General features: G+C 65.7%; 20 protein-coding genes and 1 tRNA gene. 9 read left to right on the plus strand and 12 right to left on the minus strand.

Annotation, left to right across the window (positions count from 1 at the left end; all coding sequences use genetic code 11):
• Positions 1 to 6 precede the first annotated feature (6 nt).
• Entirely contained in the window at positions 7 to 492 is a 486-nt protein-coding gene (locus tag XaplCFBP3123_RS01845) for a glutathione peroxidase (protein WP_104533240.1), read from the minus strand.
• Between the two features lie 440 nt (positions 493 to 932).
• On the opposite strand from XaplCFBP3123_RS01845, the gene XaplCFBP3123_RS01850 reads away from it, so the two are divergent.
• Entirely contained in the window at positions 933 to 3,131 is a 2,199-nt protein-coding gene (locus XaplCFBP3123_RS01850; RefSeq protein ID WP_172453045.1) for a M3 family metallopeptidase, read from the plus strand.
• A 97-nt stretch (positions 3,132 to 3,228) separates the two neighbouring features.
• Here XaplCFBP3123_RS01850 and XaplCFBP3123_RS01855 read toward each other — a convergent pair whose 3' ends face one another.
• The 3 genes from XaplCFBP3123_RS01855 to XaplCFBP3123_RS01865 form a co-directional block, all read right to left on the minus strand.
• Positions 3,229 to 3,729 carry a MarR family winged helix-turn-helix transcriptional regulator gene (locus tag XaplCFBP3123_RS01855; RefSeq protein ID WP_104532554.1) on the minus strand — a complete coding sequence of 167 codons (501 nt, stop codon included), beginning with the start codon at positions 3,727 to 3,729 and terminating at the stop codon, positions 3,229 to 3,231.
• Between the two features lie 66 nt (positions 3,730 to 3,795).
• Positions 3,796 to 4,641 (minus strand): DUF3298 and DUF4163 domain-containing protein, encoded by an 846-nt coding sequence (locus tag XaplCFBP3123_RS01860; protein WP_104532555.1) that lies wholly within the window; start codon positions 4,639 to 4,641, stop codon positions 3,796 to 3,798.
• Between the two features lie 48 nt (positions 4,642 to 4,689).
• Complete coding sequence (locus XaplCFBP3123_RS01865; protein ID WP_104532556.1) at positions 4,690 to 4,986, minus strand: GNAT family N-acetyltransferase; 297 nt, start codon at positions 4,984 to 4,986, stop codon at positions 4,690 to 4,692.
• 205 nt (positions 4,987 to 5,191) lie between these two features.
• On the opposite strand from XaplCFBP3123_RS01865, the gene XaplCFBP3123_RS01870 reads away from it, so the two are divergent.
• Positions 5,192 to 5,392 carry a hypothetical protein gene (locus XaplCFBP3123_RS01870; RefSeq protein ID WP_104532557.1) on the plus strand — a complete coding sequence of 67 codons (201 nt, stop codon included), beginning with the start codon at positions 5,192 to 5,194 and terminating at the stop codon, positions 5,390 to 5,392.
• Positions 5,393 to 5,533: 141 nt separating this feature from the next.
• On the opposite strand, the gene XaplCFBP3123_RS01875 is transcribed toward XaplCFBP3123_RS01870, so the two are convergent.
• Both XaplCFBP3123_RS01875 and XaplCFBP3123_RS01880 read right to left on the minus strand, forming a co-directional pair.
• Positions 5,534 to 6,142, minus strand: coding sequence for a rhomboid family intramembrane serine protease (locus XaplCFBP3123_RS01875; protein WP_104532558.1), 609 nt, complete (start codon positions 6,140 to 6,142; stop codon positions 5,534 to 5,536).
• A 7-nt stretch (positions 6,143 to 6,149) separates the two neighbouring features.
• Positions 6,150 to 7,715 carry an oligopeptide:H+ symporter gene (locus tag XaplCFBP3123_RS01880; RefSeq protein ID WP_104532559.1) on the minus strand — a complete coding sequence of 522 codons (1,566 nt, stop codon included), beginning with the start codon at positions 7,713 to 7,715 and terminating at the stop codon, positions 6,150 to 6,152.
• 291 nt (positions 7,716 to 8,006) lie between these two features.
• Here XaplCFBP3123_RS01880 and XaplCFBP3123_RS01885 point away from each other — a divergent pair, with 291 nt between their 5' ends.
• The 3 genes from XaplCFBP3123_RS01885 to XaplCFBP3123_RS01895 all read left to right on the plus strand — a co-directional run bounded on the left by XaplCFBP3123_RS01885 (position 8,007) and on the right by XaplCFBP3123_RS01895 (position 12,367).
• On the plus strand, positions 8,007 to 9,776 hold the full coding sequence (locus XaplCFBP3123_RS01885) for a M14 family metallopeptidase (protein ID WP_104532560.1): 1,770 nt from the start codon (positions 8,007 to 8,009) through the stop codon (positions 9,774 to 9,776).
• Positions 9,777 to 9,900: 124 nt separating this feature from the next.
• The gene (locus tag XaplCFBP3123_RS01890; RefSeq protein ID WP_104533241.1) at positions 9,901 to 12,138 is read left to right on the plus strand and encodes a beta-glucosidase family protein; all 2,238 of its coding nucleotides are present in this window, start codon (positions 9,901 to 9,903) and stop codon (positions 12,136 to 12,138) included.
• Positions 12,139 to 12,280: 142 nt separating this feature from the next.
• Positions 12,281 to 12,367, plus strand: a tRNA-Leu gene (locus XaplCFBP3123_RS01895).
• 4 nt (positions 12,368 to 12,371) lie between these two features.
• Here XaplCFBP3123_RS01895 and XaplCFBP3123_RS01900 read toward each other — a convergent pair.
• From XaplCFBP3123_RS01900 to XaplCFBP3123_RS01920, 5 genes are all read right to left on the minus strand, one after another.
• Positions 12,372 to 12,689 (minus strand): hypothetical protein, encoded by a 318-nt coding sequence (locus tag XaplCFBP3123_RS01900; RefSeq protein ID WP_104532561.1) that lies wholly within the window; start codon positions 12,687 to 12,689, stop codon positions 12,372 to 12,374.
• 316 nt (positions 12,690 to 13,005) lie between these two features.
• Positions 13,006 to 14,586 carry a DHA2 family efflux MFS transporter permease subunit gene (locus tag XaplCFBP3123_RS01905; protein ID WP_104532562.1) on the minus strand — a complete coding sequence of 527 codons (1,581 nt, stop codon included), beginning with the start codon at positions 14,584 to 14,586 and terminating at the stop codon, positions 13,006 to 13,008.
• 6 nt (positions 14,587 to 14,592) lie between these two features.
• Complete coding sequence (locus XaplCFBP3123_RS01910; RefSeq protein ID WP_104532563.1) at positions 14,593 to 15,786, minus strand: efflux RND transporter periplasmic adaptor subunit; 1,194 nt, start codon at positions 15,784 to 15,786, stop codon at positions 14,593 to 14,595.
• Between the two features lie 10 nt (positions 15,787 to 15,796).
• Entirely contained in the window at positions 15,797 to 17,284 is a 1,488-nt protein-coding gene (locus tag XaplCFBP3123_RS01915; protein ID WP_172453105.1) for an AdeC/AdeK/OprM family multidrug efflux complex outer membrane factor, read from the minus strand.
• 23 nt (positions 17,285 to 17,307) lie between these two features.
• A complete protein-coding gene (locus XaplCFBP3123_RS01920) occupies positions 17,308 to 17,748 on the minus strand; it encodes a MarR family winged helix-turn-helix transcriptional regulator (protein WP_104532565.1) in 441 nt (146 codons plus the stop codon).
• Positions 17,749 to 17,871: 123 nt separating this feature from the next.
• On the opposite strand from XaplCFBP3123_RS01920, the gene XaplCFBP3123_RS01925 reads away from it, so the two are divergent.
• From XaplCFBP3123_RS01925 to XaplCFBP3123_RS01940, 3 genes are all read left to right on the plus strand, one after another.
• Positions 17,872 to 18,723, plus strand: coding sequence for an AraC family transcriptional regulator (locus tag XaplCFBP3123_RS01925; RefSeq protein WP_104532566.1), 852 nt, complete (start codon positions 17,872 to 17,874; stop codon positions 18,721 to 18,723).
• A gap of 61 nt (positions 18,724 to 18,784) precedes the next feature.
• Entirely contained in the window at positions 18,785 to 21,028 is a 2,244-nt protein-coding gene (parC, locus tag XaplCFBP3123_RS01930) for a DNA topoisomerase IV subunit A (RefSeq protein WP_104532567.1), read from the plus strand.
• Between the two features lie 327 nt (positions 21,029 to 21,355).
• The gene (locus XaplCFBP3123_RS01940) at positions 21,356 to 22,012 is read left to right on the plus strand and encodes a thiopurine S-methyltransferase (protein ID WP_104532568.1); all 657 of its coding nucleotides are present in this window, start codon (positions 21,356 to 21,358) and stop codon (positions 22,010 to 22,012) included.
• A gap of 259 nt (positions 22,013 to 22,271) precedes the next feature.
• On the opposite strand, the gene bfr is transcribed toward XaplCFBP3123_RS01940, so the two are convergent.
• The gene (gene bfr / locus XaplCFBP3123_RS01945; RefSeq protein WP_146091258.1) at positions 22,272 to 22,757 is read right to left on the minus strand and encodes a bacterioferritin; all 486 of its coding nucleotides are present in this window, start codon (positions 22,755 to 22,757) and stop codon (positions 22,272 to 22,274) included.
• A 149-nt stretch (positions 22,758 to 22,906) separates the two neighbouring features.
• On the opposite strand from bfr, the gene XaplCFBP3123_RS01950 reads away from it, so the two are divergent.
• Complete coding sequence (locus XaplCFBP3123_RS01950) at positions 22,907 to 25,318, plus strand: penicillin acylase family protein (protein WP_172453106.1); 2,412 nt, start codon at positions 22,907 to 22,909, stop codon at positions 25,316 to 25,318.
• The last annotated feature ends 320 nt before the right edge of the window (positions 25,319 to 25,638 follow it).

Here is a 25,638-nt window from a genome sequence, read left to right on the forward strand (position 1 = left end):
GCGGGATTACGCGCCCAGCGCGCGTTCGATATCCGCGGCCAGGGCTTCCGGCTTGGTGGTCGGGGCGTAACGTTCCAGCACCGTGCCATCGCGGCCGATCAGGAACTTGGTGAAGTTCCACTTGATCGCTTCCGATCCCAATACGCCGCGCTGTTCGTGCTTGAGCCATTGCCACAGCGGATGCGCGCCGCTGCCGTTGACCTCGACCTTCTCGGCCAGCGGAAAATCCACCGCATAATCGAGCGAGCAGAACTGGCGGATCTGCGCAGCATCGCCCGGCTCCTGATGACCGAACTGATCGCAGGGAAACCCGATCACCACCAGACCACGCTCGCGATAGCGCTGCCACAGCGCCTGCAGGCCTGCGTATTGCGGCGTAAAGCCGCATTTGGAAGCGACATTGACCACCAGCACCACCTTGCCGGCGAAATCGCGCATCGACCGGGGACGCCCTTCCAGGTCGGTGAATTCGAACGTGGAGATGTCGGTCATGGCAGCTCTGATGTATGCAAGGACGGCAGCGTAACGCAGCAGCGCGCATTGCGGCATTGCGATCGCAGAGCGCGTCAGCCGGGAGAGGCGGTTTTCAACGGATGCGTGGCCGCAGCCATCTGGCCCTTCCCGCTGGTCCCGACCGTTGCCGGCCGCTGACACGACGCGCTACCGGCCAGCACCCGTCAGGCGGATTGATCGAGACCTCGCTGCCCGCCGAGCATTTGGAATGCAGCCGAGTGGAACACGCCGCACCGCATACCGGCAGCGCCGGTCCGGCGGCTGTGCGCTCATGGTGTCATCGGTCATGTGCCCACAAGACCAGCACCGCTCGCGCCCGCCTGATGGCAATGCGACGACCGTGCAGCCATGCCTTTTGTCACACGCCTGTCTGGCCCGGCTGGGGTAGCCTCGGCGGTTCGCACTTTGGAGCAATCCTCTTGACCACCCGTCTCGCCTTTGCCCTGGCCGCTTCCCTGGGACTTGCCATGCCGTCCTACAGCATCGCCGCACCCGCCACCACGCAGGCCGCCACCCAAGCCAATCCCTTCTTTGCCGACAGCACGCTGCCGCTGCACTACCCGCAGTTCGACAAGATCACCGACAGCGATTTTGCACCCGCCTTCGATGCCGGCATGACCGAGCAGTTGAAGGAAGTGGACAAGATCGCCAACCAGAAGGCCAAGCCGAGCTTCGACAACACCCTCATCGCGCTGGAAAAAAGCGGCGCCACGCTGGATCGCGCCACCACGGTGTTCTTCAACCTGGTCGGTGCCGACACCAACGACGCGCGCAAGAAACTGCAGGCCGACTATTCGGCGAAGTTCGCCGCGCACCGCGATGCGATCTCGCTCAATGGCAAGCTGTTCGCGCGTCTCCAGACTCTCTACGACCAACGCAGCAAACTGGGCCTGGACGCGCAAGGCGTGCGCCTGGTCGAGAAGTACTACAGCGATTTCGTGCGCGACGGCGCCAAGCTCTCCGATGCCGACAAGACCACGCTCAAGGCGATGAATGCCGAGCTGGCCAACCTGGGCACTACCTTCAGCCAGAACGTGCTGGCCGAAGTCAATGCCGCCGCCGTCGTCGTCGAGGACGTCAAGCAGCTCGATGGCCTGTCCGAGGAACAGATCGCCGCTGCCGCCGAAGCCGCCAAGGCGCGCAAGCTCGACGGCAAGTACGTGATCGCGCTGCTCAACACCACCGGCCAGCCGCCGCTGACACAGTTGAAGAACCGCGAACTGCGCAAGAGGATCTACGACGCTTCGGTCTCGCGTGGCAGCCGCGGCGGCCAGTACGACAACACCGCACTGGTGGCGCGCATCATGAAGCTGCGCGCCGACAAGGCCAAGCTGCTCGGCTTCCCGACCTACGCGGCCTATTCGCTGGAAAACCAGACCGCCAAGACGCCCGAAGCGGTCAACGCGATGCTGGGCAAACTGGCGCCGGCCGCGGTGGCCAATGCCAAGCGCGAGGCGGACGATCTGCAGGCGATGATCGACAAGGAACAGAAGGCCGCACGCAAGCCGAGCTTCAAGCTCGAGGCCTGGGACTGGGCCTACTACAGCGAGAAGGTGCGCCAGGCCAAGTACAACTTCGACGAGTCCCAGCTCAAGCCGTATTTCGAGCTGAAGAACGTGCTGGAAAACGGCGTGTTCTACGCGGCCAACCAGGAATACGGCCTGACCTTCAAGCAGCGCACCGACCTGCCGACCTACCGCGACGACATCACCGTCTATGACGTGTTCGACGCCGACGGCAAGCAGCTGGCGATCTTCATCGCCGACATGTACGCGCGCGAATCCAAGCGCGGCGGCGCCTGGATGAACTCCTACGTGTCGCAGTCGGCGCTGACCGGTTTCAAGCCGGTGGTCGCCAATCACCTCAACATCCCCAAGCCGCCGGCCGGCCAGCCGACGCTGCTGACCTGGGATGAAGTGACCACCATGTTCCATGAGTTCGGCCATGCGCTGCACGGCATGTTCTCGGACGTCAAATACCCGTATTTCTCCGGTACCAGCGTGCCGCGCGACTTCGTCGAGTTTCCCTCGCAGGTCAACGAGATGTGGGCCGACGAGCCGTCGATCCTGAAGAACTACGCCAAGCATTACCAGAACGGCACGCCGATGCCGCAGGCGCTGCTGGACAAGGTGATTGCCGCGTCCAAGTTCAACCAGGGCTTTGCCACCACCGAGTATCTGGGTGCGGCCATGCTCGATCAGAACTGGCACCAGATCAGCGCCAGCCAGGTGCCGGACGCCGCCGGCGTGATGGCGTTCGAAGCCAAGGCCCTGCAGCAGGACGGCATCGCCTACGCGCCGGTGCCGCCGCGCTACAAGACCCCGTATTTCAGCCACATCATGGGCGGTTACGCGGCCGGCTATTACGCCTACATCTGGTCGGAGGTGCTCGACGCCAACACCCAGCAGTGGTTCAAGCAGCACGGCGGGTTGAGTCGCGCCAACGGCGACCGTTTCCGTCAGACCCTGCTCTCGCGCGGTGGCAGCGTCGATGCGATGGAGCTGTTCCAGAACTTTGCCGGCCATGCGCCGCAGATCGAGCCGCTGCTCGAGAAGCGCGGCCTGAGTGCGCAAGGGGGCGATGGCGCCACCCCGGAAGCTCCGCAGTCCAAGCCGTAATCGCAACGCGATGAAAGAAGGACGCCGCCCGGAGCGATCCGGGCGGCGTTTTTGCTGGTCGCGATCAGACCGGCTGCCCTCCGCGCAAGCGCCGCGCTCAGAGCTCGACCGAATCCACGCCGTCGAGCAATTTCCGCAACAACTTTTCCAGCCGCACCTGCTCGGCATCGCTGATGCTGGAAGTCTCTGCATTGAGCAGCGTGCAGGCATCGGGAAGCAGGCTGTCGATCAATGCCAGACCTGCCGGCTGCAACGTCAGCATGATCTTGCGCCGATCGTCCGGGCTGCTGCCACGCGCGATCAACCCCTTCTCGCACAATTGATCGGTAAGCCGGGTAATGTTGGCCGGCTTCTCGCTAGCGGCCTCGGCCACCTGGGTAGGCGTGATCGCCTGCTCCGAGGTGCCGTAGAGCATCATCAGAATCTCGTACTCCGGCGGGCTGATGCCGTATGGTTTCAACCGCACACACCCTTGCGTATGCAGTCGCTTGTAGAGATGCTTGATTAGCCTCACCAGAACGGCCGCTTCCCGCGGAAACGCCGGATAGCGCACACAGGTGTGGTCCAGGCGACTTGCGGTCGGATCGAAACTACTCATATCACCCGTTTGATTACATTACTGAATGGCCAAGCCATTCAATCACATCATCTGCTTGGTGACACCTCAGCGTGCGAAGAGATGTACATATTCAGGCGCGACCCACGCCAACAATGTCGAGGCAGCGACCTCCGCCGTTTGCGTGCCATCCGAATACGGCCCCACCTGATACGGCGGAAACACGAAGCGAACTGCCGTGATCTGTCCGGCCGGATTGAGCACCGGCACGAACTGGGCAAAGTTGTCGACCTGCGCGGCCGTGCCTTCGGCAATCATGCGATCGGCCGAGGCCACGTGCTCGGCCTGCTCTTGGATTGGCACACGATCTGCTTCCACACGCTGGGTGGCGGCGTTGTGCAATTGCACGGCTACCTCGCGCCCGATCTTTTCCCAGCCTGCCGGGTCCGGAATCAAGGCCTGCGCGGTCAATTGCTTGCGCTCCTTGACCAACCAGACCAAGCGCGCCACTAACGGCTCGCCGTGCGCACCACCGGTATAGCGGCTGCCGTCAGCGGACACGACGATCAGGTCCGGGGTCTGCAACACGGTCTCGAATGCCAGCGACAACTCGTAGGGCGCAGCCGGTTTGTCGTTGCCCAGCCCGGACACCGCCTCCATGAGTTCGGCACGTGCTGCCTGCGCGTAGCTGCGGATCAGCGCGCTCAGTTCGGGAAACGCGTCCAGCCCGTGCGGATAGCTGATACCCACCATATAGGTGGGCGCATGCTCGATCACATCTTCCAGCGGGCCGCTTTGCACAAGCACAGGCGCAGCTGGCGGTACCGCTGCAGCGGTCGCCTCCGCTGCGGGCTCTGCCGATTCGGCCGTTGTCGGCTCGCGCTGCGTACACCCTGCCAGCACGGCCAGCATCAGCAAGCCCTGGACCGCGTTCACTCCTGACAACCGCCCCATTCCCACCTGCTCCCCATCGATACATCTGCAAATGCACGCTGCCGGCGATCAGGCCAGCAGATCCTGAAACTGTTGGTGCCGCCGGATATACGCCTGCGCGTAACTGCAGGCGGGCACGACCTTGTAGCCTTGCTGGCGTGCATAGGCCAACGCAGCCTCGACCAGCATTGCGGCAATGCCGCGTCCAGCGATCGCGTCAGGCACCTGCGTGTGGGTGATGGTCATGCGCTCACCTTCCAGAAGGTATGCCAGTTCGGCGCGTTGTCCATCGGTGTCTACGCTGAAGTGCTGCTGCGTGGAATCGTGGTCTGCCTGCACTGTCGCTGCCTCCGTGGTGGTCTGCACGAGGCAGTGATGATGGCGATCAGTGTGACCAGCGCGGCGCCGCGCCTGCGTGAAAATGAATCGATGCGATGACCGGCCGCGCAGCTTGCCGACCAGGCACTTAAGTTCGCTCGCGCCGCGCCGATAGCTCAGCCGAAGGCGCGCGTTGCAACTCGGGCCTGTGCGACCCGCCGACGCCTTCGCCTTACCTACGAGGAATCACCGCATGAACAACGATTCGGCAGCACACAGCACAGACAGCGATAGCTCGCTGCTGGAAGGCTTGTTCCAGTTCGCCATCAAGGGCGACACCCACAACCCCGACTTCGCGCAGCTCAACGACACGGTGTACCAGCGCCTGCAGCAGGCCTACGGTTCGGTGTCCACAAGCAGCGTCGGTGACGACCAGAAACGCGACGCGGCCTGAGCCGGCGTCGCGTCACTCGCCAGGACGCTCGCACACCCGAGATGGTCCCTGGTCCGGTCGCCAAGGACGACCCGCTCCTCTAGAACCTTTCCACACACCGCGTGCCCACCTGGCGGCCAGCGGTCGATCTGCCAACCGGGATCAGCCGAAGCGCGGATTGGACAGCTGTTCCAGGAACACCTGCAGCACGCGCGGCTCCATGATCAGCATGAACATCACGCCGAACGCAGCACCGGCCAGATGCGCGCTGTGGTTGATGCGATCGCCGCCGCGGCGGTCCATCCACAGGCTGTAGCCGACATAGAACACCGCATAGATGATCGCCGGCGCCGGGATGAACAGCACCAGGATGATCGTCCACGGCTGCAGCAGGATGAAGGCGAACAACACCGCCGACACCGCGCCGGAGGCGCCCAGGCTGAGATAGTTCGGGTTGTTCTGGTTCTTCAGATAGCTGGGCAGGATCGAGACCACCAGCGCCGCCAGATAGAACAACGGATAGGTCAGCACGCTGCCGGTCAGCTGGGTCATCACGTTTTCGATCACCCGGCCGAAGAAGAACAGCGTGATCATGTTGAAGACCAGATGGCCCAGGTCGGCATGGATGAAGCCGTAGGTGACCAGGCGGTCGTACTGCTTGTGCTTGTCCAGCGCCGGCGGCCACAGGACCAGGCGGTCGGCCAGCTTGCGGTTGTTGAACGCCATCCACGAGACGATGCCGGTGATGGCGATCAGGATCAGGGTAATCATGCAGACCTCAGGCAGAACGGTAATTGTCGACCATGCGATACCTGCGCGCGTACAGGCCGAAGGCCAGTGCCGCCAGGAACGCGAAGGCCGCGAAGAAGAACATCAAAAATGCCGCTTCACTGAGCCCAGTATCGGCGATGTGGGAGGTCACCGTGGCGTTGCGCACCGCCACGTTCGACAGCAGCACCCATAGATTGCCCACCGTGGTGGTCAGATACCAGAAGCTCATCACCACACCCTTCATCGACGGCGGCGCCTGGCTGTAGGCGAACTCGATCCCGGTAGCCGACACCAGCACCTCGCCGAAGGTCAGCAGCGCATAGGGCAGGATCTGCCAGGCGATATGCATCGGTTCGCCGCCGTCCATGCTGATCTGGATGGCACCGACCGCGATCCAGGCCAGGCCGCCGAAGGCGATGCCGCAGGTCATGCGGCGCAGCGCTGTCGGCTCCCAACCGCCACGCCGCAGCAGCGGATACAGCAGCAGATTGTTGAACGGGATCAGCAGCATCACCAGCAGCGGATTGAGCGCCTGCATCTGCGAGGCGGTGAACCAGGCCGGCATCGTCATCTCGCGCCCCTGCAGGACCCAGGTCGAGGCCTTCTGATCGAATAGAGAGAAGAACGGCGTCACCAGCGCGAAGATCACCAGCACCCGCAGCAGCGCGCGCACGCCTTCGACCGCGGTATCGGGATGGATGCCGCGCGCACGCTCCAGCTGCCACCAGGTGCCGCCGCCGATGCCGGCCAGTAACAGCACCAGCGCCATGCACAGGCAGATGACGATGCCGAGCTGTTCGACCAGCGCGACGCAGGCCAGCGCCAGCAGCACCGCGACCACTGCCAGCATCAGGCCCGGACGGCCTTGCCCCGGCGAATGTGTCAGCAATGCAGTGCGCACCACCGTACCGAAGCCGTGCGGGTCCTTCGGCGGCAACGGCACCCGCACATAGCGCCTGCGGCCCAGCCAGAACACCAGCGTGGCCACGAACATCAGGATGCCGGGAATGCCGAACGCCCAGGCCGGGCCGAGATGCTTCAGCGCCAGCGGAATCAACAACGAAGCGAACAACGAGCCGAAGTTGATGATCCAGTAGAAGGCATCGAAGACCACCTTGGCCCGGTGCTTGTTGGACTGGTCGAACTGGTCGCCCATGAACGATGCCACCAGCGGCTTGATGCCGCCCGCGCCCAACGCGATCAAGCCCAGCCCGACGAAAAATCCGTTGCGGCTGCCTTCGAACAGCGCCAGGCACGCATGGCCGGCGCAGTACACCAGGCTGAACCACACAATGGTGTTGTATTTGCCGAAGAAGCGATCGGCCAGCCAACCGCCGAGCAGCGGGAAGAAAAACACCCCGATCATGAAACTGTGCAGGATGTGCTTGGCCTCGGCCTCGCGGCCGGGCCCGCTGACTTCCTGCAACAACAGCGAGGTGATCAGGAACTGCACCAGGATGTTGCGCATCCCGTAGAAGCTGAAACGCTCGCAGGCTTCGTTGCCGATGATGAAAGGAATCTGGCGCGGCAGCCGCGCACCGGCAGTGGGGCCCGGCAAGATGGAAGTGGTCAAGGACGGTCCGGTCGAGCAGAAAACACGCGCTATCGTACCGGCGGCCGCTGGTTGGCCGCCATCGCGACCATGGGATAAGGCCCAAGATGCACCGCGGCATGCATCGACGTCGCTGCGCTTGTGCCGCCGTTGCGGTGCACCCGAAACGTCGTCCGGCCAAGGCGTGCCGAAAAACGCTGTCGATACACCGCAACCACGCCGATCACGCGCACGTCATGACGCAGTGCAGATTGGCCTGCTGCGCCGGCTCGGCTACATTGCAAACGTTTTCCTGGAACACTGGACCGCTGGATGCCCCGCTTCACCCGCCTGGCCCTGAGCCTGTTGCTGCTGACCACCGCCCCCGCCGCACTGGCCGCCGAACCGCTGACCACCCAGGCCGAGCGCAGCGGGTTTGCGCAAACCGGACGCTACGATGAAGTCATCGCGCTCTGCGATGCCTTTGCGCAGCGCTACCCGCAGGCGGTGCGCTGCATCGAGTTCGGTACCACCCCGGAAGGCCGGCCGATGAAGGCGCTGATCGTCTCCACCAGTGGCGCACTGGATGCCGGCAGCGCTGCGCAACGCACGTTGCCGGTGGTGCTGGTGCAAGGCGGCATCCACGCCGGCGAGATCGACGGCAAGGACGCGGGCTTCCTGGTCCTGCGCGAATTGCTGGACGGCAAAGCAGGCAAAGGCGTACTCGACAAACTGGTCTGGGTGTTCGTGCCGGTGTTCAACGTCGACGGCCACGAGCGCTTCGGCGCCTGGAACCGACCCAATCAGCGCGGCCCCGAACAGATGGGCTGGCGCACCACCGCGCAGAACCTCAATCTCAATCGCGACTATCTCAAGGCCGACGCGCCGGAAATGCAGGCGATGCTGCGGCTGGTACAGCAGTGGGATCCGCTGATGGTCGTGGACCTGCACGTCACCGATGGCGCCAAGTTCGAACACGACGTGTCGGTGCAGGTGGAGCCCGTGCACGCCGGCGATGCCACGCTGCAACGCGACGGCACGCGCTGGCGCGGTGCGGTGATTGCCGACCTGGCCCGACAGGGCTCGCTACCGCTGCCGTATTACCCCTCGTTCGTGCACGAGGACGACCCGACTTCGGGCTTTGCCGACGACGTGTCGCCGCCGCGTTTTTCGCACGGCTATTTCCTGCTGCGCAACCGCTTCGGCATGCTGGTGGAAACGCATTCGTGGAAGACCTACCCGGTACGTGTGCGCGTCACCCGCAACGCGATCGTGTCGGTGCTGCAGCAAGCCGCGCGCAACGGCGCCAGATGGCGCGCCGATGCGCTGGGCGCCGATCAGCGCGCCACCAGGCTGGCGGGCGAGATGGAGCCGTTGAGCTTCGCTGCCGGCCCGGCCGCACGCACCGTTGCCTTCCGTGGCTACGCCTACACCCGCACGCCCTCGCCGATTTCCGGCGCGTTGATGACGCGCTACGACGAGACCAGGCCGCAGATCTGGAAGGTACCGTTACGCGATCAGATCACGCCCGACGTGGTGGTCGATGCGCCACGCGGCGGCTATCTGGTGCCTGCCGCGCAGGCCGCCCTGGTGGCGGAGAAATTGCGCCTGCACGGCATCGCCTTCGACACTCTTGCCACGGCCGGCACCCATCCGGTGCAGAGCTTCCGTGCCGACACCGCGACGTTTGCCGCGCGCGCCAACGAAGGCCATCAGAACCTGGAGATCACCGGGCAGTGGCGCGATGACACCCGCACGGTGCCGGCCGGTTCGTTGTTCGTGCCGATCGCCCAGCCCAGGTCGCGACTGGTGATGGCGATGCTGGAACCGCAGGCGCCCGATTCGCTGCTGCAATGGGGCCTGTTCAACACCGCATTCGAGCGCAAGGAATACATGGAGGACTACGTCGCCGAAGAGGTCGCGCGCGACATGCTCGAGCGCGATCCGGCAGTGAAGGCGCAATTCGAACAGCGCCTGGCCAACGATGCGGCCTTCGCGGCCGACCCGAAGGCACGCCTGGAATTCTTCGCTCGCCTGCATGCCTCCTGGGACGAGCGCTACCGCCTGTATCCGGTGCTACGCACGGCACAGACGCAATTCTGAGGCGGCGCCCGCTCCCGGCAAGCACCTGATTCGGCGCGCACGCGCGCCCTTCGAACCTGGGCACTGCGGTGCCCTCTTCCTAATTGCAACCGCACCACAAGGACCACCCGTGCCGCACCTCGATATGAAAACGTTTACACACTCCATGCCACGCCGTCTCGCGCTGGCCATCGCCCTTGGCGTCAGCACCGCGTTTGCCGCCCCGCTCGGCGCACAGACCGCCGCTGCAGCGCAGCCGTGGATGGACACCGCGCTGACCGCGGACCAGCGCGCCGACCGTCTGCTCGCGCAGATGAGCGAGGATGAAAAATTCCAGATGCTGCGCAGCTACTTCGGCCTGGGCACCGACAAGATTCCCAAGCCCGAAGGCGCCTTGGGCTCGGCCGGCTATGTCCCCGGCGTCCCACGGCTGGGCATCCCGGCGCAGCAACTGGCCGATGCCGGCGTGGGCGTGACCAATCCCGGCGGCATCCGCAAGGGCGACTTCGCCACCGCGATGCCGTCCGGCCCGTCGGCCGCGTCGAGCTGGAATCCGCAGTTGGCCTATGCCGGCGGCAAGACCATGGGCCGCGAATCCTGGCAGCAGGGCTTCAACGTGCTGCTGGCCGGCAGCGTCAACCTGCAGCGCGATCCGCGCAACGGGCGCAATTTCGAATACGCCGGCGAAGACCCGCTGCTGGCTGGCACCATGGTCGGGGAGTCGATCCGCGGCGTGCAGAGCGAGCATGTGCTGTCGACGATGAAGCACTACGCGCTCAACGATATGGAAACCCGGCGCAATTTCCATAGCGCCGAGATCGGCGAGCAGGCCATGCACGAATCGGATCTGCTGGCGTTCGAAATCGCGTTGAAGATCGGCGACCCCGCCTCGGTGATGTGCTCCTACAACAAGATCAACGGCGTCTACGGCTGCGAGCACGATTACCTGCTCAACCAGGTGCTCAAGCAGGAATGGAAATACCCCGGCTACGTGATGTCCGACTGGGGCGGCGTGCACAGCGGCTCCAAGGCGGCACTGGCCGGACTGGATCAGCAATCGGCCGGCGAAGTGTTCGATGCGGCGGTGTTCTTCGACGCGCCGTTGCGCATGGCGGTGTCGGCCGGCGTGGTGCCGCGCGCGCGCTTCGACGACATGGTCAAGCGCGTGCTGCGCAGCCTGTTCGCGCATGGCGCGTTCGATCATCCCACCCAGCGCCAGCCGATCGACGGCAAGGCCGGGCTGCTGTCCGCGCAGCATGTTGCCGAAGAAGGCAGCGTGCTGCTGCGTAACGAGCAGGCCACCTTGCCACTGTCCACGGATGTGCGCCGTATCGCGGTGATCGGTGGGTATGCCGACAAGGGCGTGATGTCCGGCGGCGGTTCCTCGCGGGTGGACTACACCATCAACGGCGGCAACGCCGTGCCCGGCATCACCCCGACCACCTGGCCCGGCCCGGTGATCATCCATGCGTCCTCGCCGCTGCAGGCACTGCGCGCCGCGTTGCCGGACGTGCAGATCGATTATGTCGACGGCAAGGACCGCGCTGCCGCGGCACGCGCGGCCAAGGCCGCCGATGTGGCGATCGTGTTCGCCACCCAATGGTCGGCCGAATCGGTGGACCTGCCGGACATGCAATTGCCCGACAACCAAGATGCCTTGATCGAGGCGGTGGCCAGGGCCAACCCCAAGACCACCGTGGTGCTGGAAACCAACGGCCCGGTGCGCATGCCCTGGGCCGAGCGCGTGCCGGCGGTGCTGCAGGCGTGGTATCCGGGCATCGGCGGCGGCGAAGCCATCGCCAACCTGCTGACCGGCAAGGTCAATCCCTCCGGCCATCTGCCGGTGACCTGGCCGGTGGACGAATCGCAGCTGCCACGCCCGTCGATTCCGGGCCTGGGCTTCAAGCCGGCCAAGCCGGGCGAAGACACGATCGACTACGCCATCGAAGGCGCCAACGTCGGCTACAAATGGTTCGCCGCGCGCAAGCTGACCCCGCGCTACCCGTTTGGCCATGGCCTGTCGTACACCCAGTTCCGCATGGGCGGGCTGCGTGTGGACGCCAACGGCAGCCAGCTCACGGCGAACTTCGAGGTGGAAAACATCGGCCCGCGCGAAGGCGCCGCCGTGCCGCAGCTCTACCTCACCCTGCCCGACGGCCACGCCACCCCGCTGCGCCTGATCGGCTGGCAGAAGCTCACGCTCAAGCCGGGCGAAAAGCGCAACGTGCAGGTGATCGCCGAACCCAAGACGCTGGCCGACTTCGATGCCAAGGCACGCCACTGGACGATTGCCGCCGGCACCTATCGCGTGCAGCTGGCGCGTTCGGCGAGCGAACCGGTACAGAGTGCGGAGGTCAACTTGCAGGCCGCGCAGCTGCCGTAATCCGGTGTCGTGGCGGGCATGCAGTGCGCATGTCCGCCACGCCGTCTTCTCCCGTCGCCGGCAGGCACCCGCCACCACGAAAAATTTGTGCCGGATACGTTGACAGCGTCGCGCGCACCTTGCACAATTCGCCCCCTGAGTCGCCCAGGTGGCGGAATTGGTAGACGCACTAGCTTCAGGTGCTAGCGGGGGCAACTTCGTGGAGGTTCGAGTCCTCTCCTGGGCACCACGACTCACAGTAGATTGTAAAAAACCCCGCTCAGGCGGGGTTTTTTGCGTTCGGGCCATGCGATGGGACGATGGGCTGTCGGCATGTCCTTGATGCGCTGCCTGATGGCGCTCGAACGGGCGAGATCTCCGTTTGCCTTATATGCCTCGGCAAGACTGTCAAGCGCATTGCCGGACGCCGGAAACAGCAGCACATTGAGTGCGAACACGCGAATCGCCGCACCTGCGCCGAGATCGGACAGAACTGTGTAGCCCGTCGTATTGACCACAGCCTCGAGTTGATCGAGGGGGATGCTCTTGTCGGCACGCAGTGCATCGGTCAACGGCTGCGTGTCGTGATCGACAGACGACTACAGCGCGAAGGCGATGAGTTTCTCCGACACGGCTTTTGCTGATTGCTTTGAGAAGCGCTACGCACACCGACCATTTTGATTGGTCCTTGCCCGCCCACCGTCGCGGGACCTTATGCGGCATGGATGCCGCATAAGAGCTTACATGGATGTACTTGCGGCGTGTCCTGCGATGGTGGGCGGGCAAGGGCCCTGCAGCCAAGTCGCAGATCACCCGCTCTGCACTAGACCGGAATGAAGTCGTTGTCTTAGCCGACTTCAGAGCGGCCAAGCGCCTTGTCACCCGCGCTCAATGCCCGCCAGCCGCCGCTGCGCCGCCCGCACCTGCCCCGAACGGCGGCTTGGCCAGCCACAGGAAGAAGATGATCGCCAGGAACGTCCAGCCGAGCACGTAGAAGATGTCGTTGAAGCCCATCTGCGAGGCCTGGTGATTGATCATGTTGTTCAGCGAGGCCGCGCCGCGTTGCAGGTCGCCCTGCCCCATGGCGGTGACCTGCTCCTGCATGCCCGGCGTATACACCGAGATGTGTTCGGTGATGTGCGCATGGTGCACCTGGGTGCGGCGTGCCCACAGATAGGTGGTCAACGATGCGGCGAAACTGCCGCCCAGGGTACGCAGGAAGGTGGCCAGGCCCGAGCCTGCCGCGATCTCGCGACCGTCCAGGTCGGAAAGCAGGATCTGCAGCACCGGCATGAAGAACAGGGCCACGCCCACGCCCATCACCAGCTGCACGGTGGCCACATGGCCGAAGTCCACCTGCAGGTTGAAGTTGGAGCGCAGGAAGCTGGTGAACGACAGGAAGATGAAGGCGACGGTGGCGAGCATGCGCAGGTCGAAACGCAGCGCGTACTTGCCCACGAACGGCGTCATCAGCACCGGCAGGATGCCGATCGGCGCGGTGGCAAGGCCGGCCCAGATCGCGGTGTAGCCCATGTCGCGCTGCAGCCATTGCGGAATCAGCAGACTGACGCTGAAAAATGCCGCATAGGCCACCACCATCGCCAGCGTGCCGGCGCGGAAGTTACGATGCCGGAACAGCTTGAGATCGACGATGGGGTCCTTGTCGGTGAGCTCCCAGATCACGAACACCACCAGCGCCACCGCAGCGACGCAGGCCAGCACCACGATCTTGTCGGAAGAGAACCAGTCCTCGTCGTTGCCCAGGTCCAGCACCAGCTGCAGCGCACCGACGCCGACCACCAGCAGGATCAGGCCGATGTAGTCCATGCGCGGCTTTTCCAGCTGCTCGGGGCGATGCCGCAGCTGCGAGCCGACGATACTGCTGGCGATGATGCCCAGCGGCACGTTGATCAGGAAGATCCATTCCCAGCTGTAGTTGTCGGTGATCCAGCCGCCCAGGATCGGCCCGGCGATCGGTGCCACCACGGTGATCATCGCCAGCAGGGCGAGCGCCTGCCCGCGTTTTTCGCGTGGGTAGATCGATACCAGCAGGCTCTGGGTGATCGGGTACATCGGCCCGGCAACAAATCCCTGCAGCGCACGCGACACCACCAGCATGCCCATGCTCTGGGCCAGGCCGCACAGCAACGAGGCCACGGTGAAGGCCAGCGTCGACCACACGAACAACTTGGTCTCGCCGAAGCGGCGGCTCAGCCAGCCGGTCAGCGGCAAGGCGATCGCGGTGCTGACCGCGAACGAGGTGATGACCCAGGTGGCCTGCTGCGAGCTGGCGCCGAGATTGCCGGCGATGGTCGGCAACGAGACGTTGGCGATGGTGGTGTCCAGCACCTGCATGAACGAGGCCATCGCCAGGCCCACGGTGCACAGCGCCACGCTCGCCGGGCGAAAGCCGGCGGCGGGCGCAGGTGCCGAGGGACCGCCTGGCGCGGTGGGAGCTTGCGAAGACATGCTGGCTCAGCCCGCCTTGGACGCAGCCTGCGCAGGCAGGTTGTCCTGGATGATGCGTTGGATGTCCGCGTCGGCGGCCTGCAACTGCTGCGCATAGACGTCGGTGGAGAACACCGCGCCATTGGCGAACTTGGTCGGCAACACGCTGCCCTGCTGGTCGTGCAGGTTGACGTCGACCTTCATCGACAAACCGATGCGCAGCGGATTGCCGGCCAGTTGCCTGGCATCGACCGCAATGCGTACCGGCACGCGCTGCACGATCTTGATCCAGTTGCCGCTGGCGTTTTGCGCCGGCAACAGCGAGAACGCGCTGCCGGTGCCCAGGCCCAGGCTTTCGATGCGGCCGGTGTAGTTGACGCCGCCGCCGTACAGATCCGAATGCAGTTCCACTTCCTGGCCCAGACGCATGTGCTTGAGCTGGGTTTCCTTGAAGTTGGCTTCCACCCACACCTGCTCCAGCGGCACCACCGCCATCAGCACGCTACCGGGTTGCACACGCTGGCCGAGCTGCGCCGAACGACGCGCCACGTACCCGGACACCGGCGCAATGACACCGGTGCGCGCATGGTTGAGATAGGCCTGACGCAGCTGCGCGGCGGCGGTCTGCACGTCCGGCTGGTTGGCCACCGCACTGTCGTCCACCAGCGCGCGGTTGCGTTCGAAGCTCTCGCGCGAACCGCTCACCGCCGCTTCGGCAGCGGCCAGCTCCTCGCGGGCATGCGCCAGTTCTTCGTTGGAGATCGCGCCGCTGGTGGCCAGATCCTTGCGGCGTGCGAAGTCGGCACGTGCGCTGCGCAAGCTCACCTCGCGCGAGGACAGTTCGGCCTGCGCGCCTTCCACGCTGCGGTACAGACCACGCACCTGGCGCACGGTCTTGGCCAGATTGGCCTCGGCCTGCTGCAACGCGACCGCGGTGTCGGCCGGGTCCAGCTGCACCAGCAACTGGCCGCGCTCCACGCGCATGCCGTCTTCGGCGCCGATGCTGACCACGGTGCCGCCGACCATCGGAGTGATCTGCACCTGGTTGCCCTGCACGTACGCGTCGTCGGTGTCCTCGTGCCAGCGGCCGACCAGGAAGTACCACACCACAAGAGCGATAATCGCCAGGATCACCACGATGGCCACGATGCGCAGCGCCGCACGGCGCTTGCTGGGTGCGGCGGGCGCAGCTTGGGAGGAAGTTGGAGTCGTCTGGCTCATCGTCGCTGTCTCAGGAATTCGGTTGTGCGGAAGTGGTCGCGGCGTGTGCGGTGTCGCGCGCAGGTTCCGGCGTGAATCCGCCGCCCAGGGCACGCTGCAACCTCACCGAGGCCAACAGTTGTTGCGATTGCAGGCTGGCCATGCGCTGGCGTGCGGTGAGCAATTGCTCCTGCACGCTGAGCACTTCCAGATAGCTGCCGATACCGGCGCGGTAGCGCTGTTGCGCAAGCGCGAAGGCGGCGGTCACGGTCTGCACGGCGTCGTCCTGCGCACGTGCGCGCTGCTCCAGCGAACGCACGGCATTGACCTGGTCGGCCACCTCGCGCAGGGCGTCGATCACCTTCTGGTTGTAATCGGCCACCGCCAGGTCGTACTGCGCATCGCTGCCGGCCAGATTGGCGCGCAGCTTGCCGCCATCGAAGATCGGTAGGCTCAAGGCCGGCGCAACCACGCCGAATACCGAGGCGCTTTCCAGCAACTGGCCGACATCGCGATTCACCACCCCGCCCAGCGCAGTGATGTTGAAGCTGGGATAGAAACGGGTCTTGGCGGCGGCGATGTCCTGATTGGCGGCCTCCACGCGCCAGCGCGCGGCGACCACGTCGGGACGGCGGCCCAGCAGGTCGGCCGGCAGGTTGCTCGGCAACTGCGTGGCGCTTGCCGCACCCAGCGTGGGGCGTGCGATCTCCAGCCCGCGATCCGGGCCCTGCCCGGCCAGCGCGGCCAGCGCGTTGCGCGCCTCGTCGATCTGCTGCTGCGCGGACTGCAGCTGCTGCTGCGCCGACGGCACGCGGGCCTGCACCTGGCGCACCTGCAGATCGCTGTCGATGCCGGCGCCGCGACGTTGCCGGGTGAGCTCCAGGGTCTTCTGCACGCGGGTCAACTCGTCGTTGGCCACGTCGTGCAGGCGCCATGCGTAGTCGAGCTGCGCATAGGCTTCGGCAATCGCCGCCGACAGGTTCAGGCGTGCCGCCTGTGCGTCCACGTCGGCCGCATGCGCCTGGTCCACCGCCGCTTCCCAGGCGGCGCGCTTGCCGCCCCACAGGTCCACGCCATAGCGGAAATCCAGCGCCAGTTGGCCGTTGCCGCCGAACTTGCCGCCGCGTTCCTCGCCCACCATCGATTCGGGCAACTGCACGCCCGCATAGCCGCCGGACACCGACAGGCTGGGGCCACGATCGGCCTGCGCGCTACCGATGCGTGCCTGCGCCTGACGCAGGCGCGCATCGGCCGCGGCCAGGCTGGGGCTGTGCTGCAGGCCTTCGGCAATCAGCGTGTTCAATTGCGCATCGCCCAGGGCGCGCCACCAATCGCTGGTCGGCCAGGCGGCCGGGCTCAGGTTGGCCTGCGCAAGGGTGCGCTCGGCATGCAGCGCGCCCGGCTCCAGCACGGTGCCCTGCGGGGCAAGCCCGCGGCTACTGGCGCAGGCGGCCAGCGCCAGCGTCAGCGCAGTGAGGACGAGCGGCCGCGCAAGCTGCGTGGAGCGCAGGCGCAGCATCTGGATCGGGGAACTAGCAGCGTTCATGAGTTCAGTGCATCGCGGACACGGATGAGAAGAGAGGTGAGTTGCTCGCGCTCGGGCGGGGCCAGATCGCGCAGGCCATGCTCGATGACGCGTTCGCCGCGCAGCTTCAGGCGCTCCCACAGCGCCACGCCCTGTTCGGTCATGACGATCTGCAGCGCGCGCCGGTCCTGCGCATGCGGTTCGCGTCGCACCGCACCGAGCGCTTCGAGCTTGTCGAGCAGGCGGGTGACCGCGCTCGGGGTCTGGTCCAGCGCCAGCGCCAGTTCGTTGGCCGTGCAGGGCGAGCGCACCGCCAGAATCTTCAGACCGACGTAGTGGCTGAAGCCGAAGTCCGGCAACTCGCCCTTCATTTCGGCATCGAGCTGACGCATCAGCGCGTCGCGCACCTGGCGCAACAGCAGGCCAAGCGACGGCGAGGCGGTGGAGAGGTCATTCATGGCCGGCTATTTTCTTCTGAAAAATATATTTGTCAACGCAAATATCTCAAACGGGATTAAACCGCCAGCAAGGATCGCCACCTTACGCGCCCGCATCCATGGCCTGGTAATACAATTGCGCCAATGACTATCGAAAACCCGCCAACCACGATCGATGCGTTGCCACCCGGCGTACGGCACAGCTTCGAATGGGCCGATGGACCGGAAGTGATCGCATTCCTGGCCGATCTGCGCGCGGTGTGGGCGCCGGAGACCGTTCGGCATGCGCATGTCCGCGGGCAGCTGATGTATGTGGAACACGGCGTACTGACGGTGCACACCGAACAGGGAACCCTGTCGCTACCGCCGGGCTGCGCTGGCTGGATGCCGCCTGGCCAGCAGCACACCGTGGAGCTGGCCGGGCCGCTGCGCGGTTGGGGGGTGGTGGTCCGGCCGGACGCCTGCGCTGCGTTGCCCGCGCAAGGCGGGGTGATCCGCCTGACCGGACTCGCCCGCGAGGTGATCATGCGCGCAGCCGACTGGCCGCTGGGTCAGCCATTGGACCCCGCGCGGCAACGCCTGGCCGCGGTGCTGCTGGACGAGCTGCGCCAGGTGCAGATCGACCACCTGCACCTGCCTATGCCGGCCGACCGGCGGCTGCTGCGCATCGCCCGGCAGTTGCTCGATACCCCGGCCGACCCGCGCCCGCTGGACGCCTGGGCCGACTGGGGCGGCCTGTCGGCGCGCAGCCTGAGCCGGCATTTCCGCAGCGAGACCGGGCTGAGTTTCGCGCAATGGCGGCAGCAGGCCCGGCTGGCGGAGGCGCTGCGGCGGCTCAGCCAGGGCAGACCGGTCGCCCAGGTCGCCGACCAGCTCGGATACAGCAGCCCCAGCGCCTTCGTCAGTGTGTTTCACCGCCATTTCGGCGCCCCACCCACGCGTTATCTGGCCGGCACGAATGCGCGCGGCTTGGCATCCCCCGCCGCATCCGGATAATCGGCGCTCTTCGAGCTCGTGCCACGGCGCGGGCTCCTCTTTACGTAGGACCTGGCTTTACATGACCGATCTGACCCGCCCCACCTTCCATGGCTTCGAGCAGCTGCCGCTGCGCGAGTACGCCGAACGCGCCTATCTCGACTATTCGATGTACGTGGTGCTCGACCGCGCCCTGCCGTTCCTGGGTGACGGCCTGAAGCCGGTGCAGCGGCGCATCATCTTCGCGATGAGCGAGCTGGGCCTGAATGCCGCTGCCAAGCCGAAGAAATCCGCGCGCACCGTGGGCGATGTGATCGGTAAGTACCACCCGCACGGCGACAGCGCCTGCTACGAAGCGCTGGTGCTGATGGCGCAGCCGTTTTCGTACCGTTACCCGCTGATCGAGGGCCAGGGCAACTTCGGCTCCACCGACGACCCCAAGTCGTTCGCGGCAATGCGCTACACCGAATCCAAGCTGACCCCGATCGCCGAGGTGCTGCTGGGCGAGATCAGCCAGGGCACCACCGATTGGGCGCCCAACTTCGACGGCACGCTGGAGGAGCCGACCTGGCTGCCGGCACGCCTGCCGCACCTGTTGCTCAACGGCACCACCGGTATTGCCGTCGGCATGGCCACCGACGTGCCGCCGCACAACCTCAACGAGATCGTCAGCGCGCTGCTGCGCCTGCTCGACAATCCCGATGCCACGGTTGCCGAACTGTGCGAACACGTGCTCGGCCCGGACTACCCGACCACCGCCGAAATCATCACCCCGGTGGCCGACCTGCGCGCAATCTACGAGACCGGCCACGGCAGCGTGCGCGCACGTGCCACCTACAAGAAAGAACACGCCAACATCGTCATCGACGCGCTGCCGTACCAGGTCTCGCCGTCCAAGGTGATCGAGCAGATCGCCCAGCAGATGCGCGCCAAGAAGCTGCCGTGGCTGGAAGACATCCGCGACGAGTCCGACCACACCAGCCCGGTGCGCGTGGTGCTGGTGCCGCGCTCCAACCGTGTCGACGCCGAGCAGTTGATGGGCCACCTGTTCGTCACCACCGATCTCGAGCGCAGCTACCGCGTCAATCTCAACGTGATCGGCCTGGATGGTCGCCCGCAGGTGAAGAACCTGCGCCAACTGCTGAGCGAGTGGCTGACCTTCCGCAGCGACACCGTCACCCGCCGCCTCAACCATCGCCTGCAGAAGGTCGAGCGCCGCCTGCACCTGTTGGAAGGCTTGTTGATCGCCTTCCTCAACCTGGACGAAGTGATCCGCATCGTCCGCAGCGAGGACGAACCCAAGCCGGTGCTGATCGCCCGCTTCGCGCTCAGCGAGGAGCAGGCCGAATACATCCTGGAAACCAAGCTGCGCCAGCTGGCGCGCCTGGAAGAAATGAAGATCCGCGGCGAGCAGGAAGCACTGGCCAAGGAACGCGCGCAGTTGATGGCGATCCTGGAAAGCAAGACCAAGCTGAAGAAGCTGATCAAGGACGAACTGACCGCCGACGCCAAGAAGTTCGGCGACGCACGTCGTTCGCCGCTGGTGCAGCGTGGCGCTGCGCAAGCAATTGACGAGACCGAGATGGTCGCCAGCGAACCGATGACCGTGGTGCTGTCGGAAAAGGGCTGGGTACGCGCGGCCAAGGGCCACGAGGTCGATCCGGCCGGCATGTCGTATCGCGAAGGCGACAGCCTGCTGGCGGCGGTGCGCAGCCGCAGCACGCATCAGGTGGCGTTCCTGGATTCGGAAGGCCGTGCCTATTCGACCGCGGTGCACACCCTGCCCTCGGCACGCGGCAACGGCGAACCGTTGACCGGACGTTTCTCGCCGGCCTCGGGCGCGGCGTTCCAGGTCATGGCCAGTGCCGATAACGCCACCCGCTTCGTGCTGGCGTCCTCGCATGGCTACGGCTTCGTCACCCGCTTCGAAAACCTCACCGGTCGCAACAAGGCCGGCAAGGCGATGCTCAACCTGACCACCGGCGCGCATGTGCTGACGCCTGCGCAGGTGACCAATCCGCAGAGCGACCGCATCGTGGCCGTCACCAGCGCCGGCAATCTGCTGGCGGTGACCGCCAGCGATGTGCCCGAGCTGGACAAGGGCAAAGGCAACAAGATCATCGACATCCCCAAGGCCAAGCTCGGTACCGAGCGCGTGGTCGCGGTGGTGGCGGTGGCACCGGGCAACACGCTGCTGGTGCGCAGCGGCGCACGCACCATGAGCCTGTCGTTCAAGGACCTGGATACCTATGTGGGCGCGCGTGCGAGTCGCGGGGCGTTGTTGCCGCGAGGGTGGCAGAAGGTGGACGGGCTGGAAGTGCAGTAACGGCTATTCACCGACGTGGCGCGCAGCGGCGCGTTCGAAGCTGCCGCTGCCTCGATTCTGCGGATTTGCTGCAGGGTCCTTGCCCACCCACCATCGCAGGACACGCCGCAAGTACGTCCCTGTAGGCTCTTACGCGGCATCCATGCCGCGTAAGGTCCCGCGACGGTGGGCGGACAAGGACCGGTCGAGATGGTCGGTGCGCGGGGGTGTGCGCAGTGCATGTCGCGCGGCGGTGCGGTGTGGTCTGAGCGCTTTCTTTCGATCTGCAGTGTGAGTGCCATTGGCTGCATCACGGCACTCGTCAACGCAAACCGACAAGACAACATCATGGACACAGATTTCTGGCTGCAACGTTGGCAGAACGGTCAGACCGGCTTCCATCAGGACCAGGTGATGCCGTTGCTGCAAAAGCACTGGCCGGCGTTGCAGTTGCCGAAGGCTGCCCGGGTGCTGGTGCCGTTGTGCGGCAAGACGCTGGACCTGCACTGGTTGGCCGCACAAGGTCATCGCGTGCTCGGTGTGGAGATATCGCCGCTGGCGGTGACGCAATTCTTCGCTGATGCCGGCCTGCAACCGCAGCGACACACCAGCCGCGCGGGCGAGCACTTCATCGCCGGCCCGCTCGAAATCATCTGCGGCGACGCATTTGCACTGGAGCCAAGCGTGCTGGCCGAGTGCAGCGCCGTCTACGACCGCGCCGCCCTGATCGCCCTGCCTGCCGGCTTGCGCCAACGCTATCTGCACAGCACGTACGCGCGCCTGCCTGCGGGATGCCGCGGACTGTTGATCACCCTGGACTATCCGCAGGCCGAAAAGGCCGGCCCGCCGTTTTCGGTGGACGCTGCCGAGGTGCACACGCTGTTCGACATGCAATGGCAGGTGCAGCAACTGGAACACCGCGACATCCTCGATCAGGAGCCGCGCTTTCGTGCCGGTGGCGTCACTGCGCTGTCGACCGGCGTCTATCGCCTGCAACGCAACTGACTGTCGCAGGCGAACGCTCTGTCGCGGCCGAATACTGCATTCGCATCAGTCGGCCGCTCCATCCATCGCATGATCAGCGCGTCGCGAGCCGATCGAGAACCGTGCTGCAGAACGGCGTGATGCGCCAAGCGGCAAGCTGCAGCAAACCGCCGGCAGCTGACGCAGTCCACGCAGCAATCGCGATGCATAGCACGGTACCTGCCGATTGCAACCTGCGCTGCGCCCGCTCAGCGGCTGCGCAGCGCCCAGTCACCCGGGCTCAGCCGGCGACATGCCCCTTGTCGATCTTCGAGGTCTGATACAGCTCAAGGCCGATCCGCTTGATCAGGCCGAGCTGCTGCTCCAGCCACCAGGCGTGATCTTCCTCGGTGTCCTGCAGCTGCTTGAGCAGGATGTCGCGGCTGACGTAATCGCCGTGCTCTTCGCACAGCTTCATGCCGGCGGCGAGATTGGCGCGTACTTCGTATTCCACGACCAGATCGCGCTCGAGCATCTCCACCACGGTCTTGCCTGGATCAAACTCGGCCGGCCGCATGTCCGGGTCGCCTTCCAGGAACAGGATGCGCCGCAGCAACGCGTCGGCGTGCTCGGTCTCCTCTTCCATTTCGTGATTGATGCGCTCGTACAGCGCCATCAGGCCCTGATCCTCGTAACGGCGCGAGTGCAGGAAATACTGGTCGCGTGCCGCCAGTTCGCCGCGCAGCAGCTGTTTGAGGTAGTCGACGACTTCGGGATGGCCTTTCATGATGTGCTCCAGCGACGCAATGCGCGCATGGTGCCCTAAGCCGCGGAGCAATGATCTAATCGGAATCACTTTCAGTTGCGCTTGCGGCCAGACCCGCCACGGTCATGACCGGCCGCCACACTGTGACCGAACTCAAGGACCCGACAACAATGCGCAAATGGCTGGGCCGGCTGCTGCTGGCAATCGTGGTGTTGGTCGTGGCGGCCCTGTTGGGCGTATATCTGCTGATGCGTGGCAGCCTGCCGCAGCTGGACGGCAACAGCGCACTGACTGGCCTGGCGGCACCGGTCAGCGTGCAACGCGACCGGCGTGGTGTGGTCACCATCGATGCGGCCAGCCAGGTCGATGCCATGCGCGCACTCGGTTACGTGCATGCGCAGGAGCGCTACTTCGAGATGGACCTGATGCGCCGCGCACCGGCTGGCGAGTTGTCCGAGCTGTTCGGCGCCGCGGCGCTGGACCTGGACAGACGCAATCGCGTGCACCGGCTGCGCGCCCGCGTGCATGCCAGCCTGGATGTCGCCGCCGGTAGCCAGCGTGCGGCGCTGCAGGCCTATACCGAGGGCGTCAATGCCGGGCTGGCCGCGCTGCGCGTGCGCCCGTGGCCGTACCTGTTGCTGCGGCAGGCACCGCGCGCGTGGACGCTGGACGACTCCATCCTGACCGGCATGGCGATGTACGCCGACCTGCAGGACAACGACAACCAGACCGAACTGGCAGCCGCACGCATCCGCGCAGTGGTGCCAGCGGCGCTGGCGGCATTGCTCGACCATCAGGGCTCCAGCTGGGATGCACCGCTGCTCGGCGCCGCGCAAGGCGACGCCGTGCTGCCCGACGCCGCCGCACTGGATCTGCGCCGCCTGCCGCACCCAGCTGCCGCCGCAGGCGCCGAGCAGCCGACGCCGGGCAGCAACAACTTCGCCGTGGACGGCAGCCTCACCAGCGACGGCCGCGCCATCGTCGCCGACGACATGCACCTGGGCCTGCGCGCGCCCAACATCTGGTTCCGCGCACGCCTGCGTTACCCGGACACCGGCGCGCCCGACGGCAAGGTGGATGTCACCGGCTTCACCCTGCCCGGTTTGCCGGCGGTGGTGGTCGGCAGCAATGGGCATGTGGCCTGGGCCTTTACCAACAGCTATATCGACACCGCCGACTTCGCGCGGATCCCGCCGGCCACGCCTGGCCATCCGCAAGTGCTCACCACCCATGTCGAAACGATTCGCGTGGCCGGCGCCGCGCCGGTGCGTTTTGCGGTGCGCGAGAGCGCCTGGGGACCGATCCTGCACGACAACCCCGATGGCAGCCTGCTGGCACTGCGCTGGGCCGCGCAGCTACCCGGCGCGATCCGCCTGGACTTTGCGCAGATGAGCACGGCGGCTGATCTGCAGGCCGCCTTTGCCGTAGCGGATCGTTCGGGCATTCCGGCGCAGAATCTGTTGCTGGCCGATCGCAGCGGGCGCATCGCCTGGCGGTTGATCGGCGCGCGCCCGGTACGCAATGCCGGATGCAACCCGAGCGGCATCGCCGAACTGGCGCGCTCGGCGCAGACCGCGCCTTCGGCTGAGATAACGGCAGCATCGGCGCCAGCGCCGACCGGCTGCCTGCCCTGGCCGGTGCGCAGCGACGCTGCCCCCGCCCTGATCGATCCTCCTTCGCACCGGCTCTGGACCGCCAACAGCCGCGTCGTCGATGCGCAGCAGTTGGCCACGCTCGGCAATGCCGGCTACGACCTGGGCGCGCGTGCGCAGCAGATCCGCGACGACCTGTTCGCCAGGCAGCGCTTCAACGAGCTGGATCTGCTCGCCATCCAGCTCGACGATCGCGCCGTGCTGCTCACGCGGTGGTGGCAGTTGTTGCGCGGCGTGGTCGACCACAGCAAGGACCCGGCCTTGCAGCAGATCGAAGCCGCCACACGGCAGTGGGACGGGCACGCATCCACCAATTCGGCCAGCTATCGCATCGTGCGCGGCTTTCGCGGCATGACCATCGACGCAGTGGAAGCCGGCCTGCTGGCGCCGGCAAAAGCCGCGCTTGGCAAGGACTTCCTGCCGCCGCGTCGCGCGCAACTGGAAGGCATCGTCTGGCCGTTGCTGCAGCAGCGCCCGGCGCATCTGCTGCCGCCCACCTATGCGAACTGGGATCAGCTGCTTGCCGAGGCTGCACGCAATGCGCGGACGGATCTCGCTGCGCAGGACGGCGCCTTGCAGGATAGCCCCTTGAGTGAACGCACCTGGGGCAAACGCAATACCGCCGCCATCTGTCACCCGATTGCGCGGGCATTGCCTGCGCTCGCCAAGCGCTGGCTGTGCATGCCGCCCGATCAACTGCCAGGCGATCGCGACATGCCGCGCGTGCAAGGCCCGGCCTTCGGTGCCTCAGAGCGCATGGTGGTGTCGCCCGGCCACGAGCAGGACGGCATCGTGCACATGCCGGGCGGCCAGAGCGGACACCCCTTGTCGCCGTTCTGGGGCGCAGGGCACGATGATTGGGTGCATGGCCGGCCGACCCCGTTTCTGCCGACCGCTACCCGCTATACGCTGCAATTGCAGCCGGAATAGGCGTGGTCGTGTTGTCTCGTCTGTCGACACGGGTTTCGACAGTCGATACGGGTCTGGACGAACGCAAAAAACGTAGTTGAGCCGTACTAGTCACGCCTCCGCCGACAACAGCGAGTGCCAGATACCTGAGCAAGCCCCTCTCCGGTGGGAAAAGGGCAGCGCTCTTGAGCAAGCCCCTCTCCCGCCGGGAGAGGGGTTGGGGTGAGGGTACGGGCGCACGTCATGCGACCGCAGGCATGCGATGAGGCTCGTCCTGCGCTGGCTTCAAGCGGATTTCTGCATCGCAGAATGGCTTCCTGCATGACAGACGGCACGAGGCT

It is taken from the genome of Xanthomonas arboricola pv. populi, from assembly GCF_002939945.1.
Classification (GTDB): Bacteria; Pseudomonadota; Gammaproteobacteria; order Xanthomonadales; family Xanthomonadaceae; genus Xanthomonas; species Xanthomonas arboricola_A.